General features: G+C 58.4%; 4 protein-coding genes. 1 reads left to right on the forward strand and 3 read right to left on the reverse strand.

Features of this window, described 5'->3' with window-relative positions; genetic code table 11:
* Positions 1 to 318: hypothetical protein (locus I8N66_RS36865; protein WP_291165439.1), on the forward strand; the 318-nt coding region annotated here is incomplete at its 5' end.
* Between the two features lie 462 nt (positions 319 to 780).
* Here I8N66_RS36865 and I8N66_RS36870 read toward each other — a convergent pair.
* From I8N66_RS36870 to I8N66_RS36880, 3 genes are all read right to left on the reverse strand, one after another.
* The gene (locus tag I8N66_RS36870) at positions 781 to 1,971 is read right to left on the reverse strand and encodes a polysaccharide biosynthesis/export family protein (protein WP_291165442.1); all 1,191 of its coding nucleotides are present in this window, start codon (positions 1,969 to 1,971) and stop codon (positions 781 to 783) included.
* 164 nt (positions 1,972 to 2,135) lie between these two features.
* Positions 2,136 to 2,342, reverse strand: coding sequence for a hypothetical protein (locus I8N66_RS36875; RefSeq protein ID WP_291165444.1), 207 nt, complete (start codon positions 2,340 to 2,342; stop codon positions 2,136 to 2,138).
* Positions 2,343 to 2,577: 235 nt separating this feature from the next.
* Positions 2,578 to 3,068: hypothetical protein (locus I8N66_RS36880; RefSeq protein ID WP_291165446.1), on the reverse strand; the 491-nt coding region annotated here is incomplete at its 5' end.

Raw genomic sequence — 3,068 nt, forward strand, 5'->3', positions numbered from 1 at the left:
ACTCGTCAATATCCGAACCTACTTTATGCCGAAGCGGGCAAAGCAGAAGTTCTGAAAGAAAGTGCTATTGCGATCCCGTCAACGCCGAAAGCAGTGGGCTGTTCGTCGCGCTCACGTTCAACTGAGGTGGAAATGATCCCAGACCACATTGCCAAAGCAGCGTGGACTCTTTCAGCCCTCCACTTGGCCCACGGGCAGCGCGACCCGACGATGATGATTGCTGAGGCGATTCTGCTTGAGCGGCGACGCTGTTTGGAAATCGCCGCCCAATGTTGCGGCGAAAACAGCGACGTCGTGAGGGCGATTGCTGAGGGATGATGACGCTCATCTCAGCTCCGACATCAGACCCCGACTTTTGGTCTGGATTCACGGTGCTGCTTATGGTTGAGTCAGCGGAGCCTTTCGGAACGGATAAGACAATGGGGGAGCAGGTGGCGTGATCCGAGAATCAACATTGGAGTATCTTCGTGAAACGACAGCATCCGCTGGGGATAATCTCTGTCGACGACTTCCTCAACACCGAATGTCTGAGCATAGTTGAGGCCGTGGGGCGTTTTCTCGAGCGCAAGCCCAACTTAGCCCCGTTCTTGTTCACCTCAAACAAGTTATTCCTTTGTCCTCTACGCGCGGTCGATATGTACAAGGAGGCGCTTATCTCGTTCGCTCGTCGAAACCCGGGGGTTGGCAATAATGAGAATTTCACCAAAGCCCACGATTCCACCCCCCTTTGGAGTTCAAGCGAGTTCTACGGGCACCGCCTGCTAGTGATGTCGTAACGCGTCAGTCGCCCATATCTGCGGCGCGATGCATCACACTTGCACCAGAGTTCGCCACCTGTAGTGGCTTGCCGACGATACCAAGGAACTTTGAGATGTCGGTCGTTATGTGACGCGAAACATAGATGATGTCTCGGTTGTTCACGGGGAACGTTTGCCCGGACAACAAGCTATCCGGGCGGCTCATATCGAGGCGGTAGACGAGCGGAACTCGGCCATATCTATCAGGACGCATCCCATTCCGGAGCATCGCGTCATACCGAGCTCTTCCTAAAAGAGCGGCCGCGATCTCGGGCTCTTCATACCGGAATACGAAGAAACCTTGAGCGTCAGTCGCGTAATCATCACCGCCCCCGCTCATGCCCACCGCCTCGATGAGGCTGAGGTCACGAGAACCGAAGGCGCGCCGTTTGTTTATCTTAGTGGAGCCGAGAATCGTAAACTGACGAGGGTCCTCAACGAGCGTGATTTCGTCGCCCGCTTGAACCCAGATGTTTTCAGATGGGTTGCTGATGAGCGTACTCATCAACACCGTGCCAGACTTGTTCCCGCGCGTGATGGTGACGAACGTGTCATATGTCTCCCCGCGCACACCACCCGCCTTGGTAATGACATCGGTGAGTTGTTCGCCGGACAAGTTAAGCGGCACGACGGATGGCCTGTTGACGGCGCCGGTAACTGTCACCTTCCGAGAAGCCGTGTCCAGCGAAGTGATAATAACGTCGGGCTCGACGGCCTTGCCTTTCAGCGCCTCAACAATCCCCTGCCTCGCTTCCTCAAGGGTCAAGCCCGCAAACCTCACCTCACCGACGTAGGGGATCGCCGCTTGGCCGTTGGGTTGAACCACTACATCTATTTTTGCCGACTTCGATTTCGAGGTGGAGAACAGTCCATCGGCGCCGGCTTCAAAAATGGAGACAACCAGGCGATCGCCTATGCCGATTGTCGCATTTCCTGGCCGCCCACCAAAGCCGAGACGCTTGGAGAGAGTGGTCTTTGAATATGCGGAAATCGTGCCTGCGGATCGGCTATCGACGTCTACGACCTCATAAACGGTGGCGCTTTCGCGATGCAATTCATCAGCCGACTTGCCTGCATCGGAGAGGATAGCGCCGGTTAGCGGCCCTTCCCCTGGAACTGCCGACTGACAGGATGCAAGTGCCGAGACGAGAAACAGGACACCGATGCGCTTCAAGCTTTTCACTCCCAGACGACAATGAAGCAAGCCCCCAGCTCCCTTTAGGGCGCAAGGGGCTCGCTGTCTGAGCGTTCGACTTCACAGACGCGCCATCTATGGCAAAAATCCCTGGGCTTTCAAGTCGGCCGGCTTCAAAGATTGGCCGCCGCGTCCACATGCCATCAATCTGCTGAGAGCCCCAGCGCGGAGCCAACGGTCGCGATCAGCGGGTGTGTGCGGTCGAAGGTAGTGGCATAGTCCCATTCGATTTGAGCCTTGTTCTTGTCGGGACCGGCAAGCACACCGCCGAGGGTGACTGAGACAGCCGAAGGCGAGATCCCAGCGTCGAGCAGCCCCAGGCGGGGCTGTCGGGCGGTGAGTGGGCGCATCGCTGCCCTTGCCTCTTCCGGAGACGACGCCGGCGGCTCGTAGGCGACAACCGCCCCATTCTGCCAACGCCAGGCATCCGGATACTCTACGAGGCGGGCGTGATCCTCGTCGCTGATCTCGACGACACCCGCGGGGATCGCTGGGTTGACGGTGCCCTCCTCCTCGATCGGCGGGTAAAGGTCTTCGGTCCAAAAGCCAGAGCAGGGCCGGCGGCGTCGAAGAGTGCATAGATTTTCATGATCGGTACCCCCAGGCAAACCAGTCGACGCGAACGGAAGTGCTCGGCGCACGAGGTGAGCGGAACGAGAAGCCAGTCGTCGACGGAGACGCGTAGACCTTCAAATCGGTCGCGGAGAGTGTCGCGTCTCCGATGCACGCCGTTACGCTGGAACACACGGACGGGAAGGACGTGGGAAAGGTGATCGACGCATCGGCGGAGACGTTGGTGGAGACGACGCTGGAATCGGTCTGCAATATCAAGCCATTGGGGAACTTTACCCACCCGCTCGCCGGGGCGCCGCCTGCGAGGGAGTCAGTCCAGATTTTTCCCAGATCGGTGACATCGATGGGCCCGCAAGGCAGACCCGGTTCCCCAGCCGATATAGACCTTATTGTTGCCTTGGCCAGTGCCGCCCCCTGCTGAACCGGCGTGAACCCGAGGCGAGCGGTGACGTCCGTATAGTAAGCGCCGGACTGACCATCGAGGAGGCCAGACCCGGAGCCGT

The organism is Ensifer sp. SSB1 (assembly GCF_016652895.1).
Taxonomy (GTDB): Bacteria; Pseudomonadota; Alphaproteobacteria; order Rhizobiales; family Rhizobiaceae; genus Ensifer.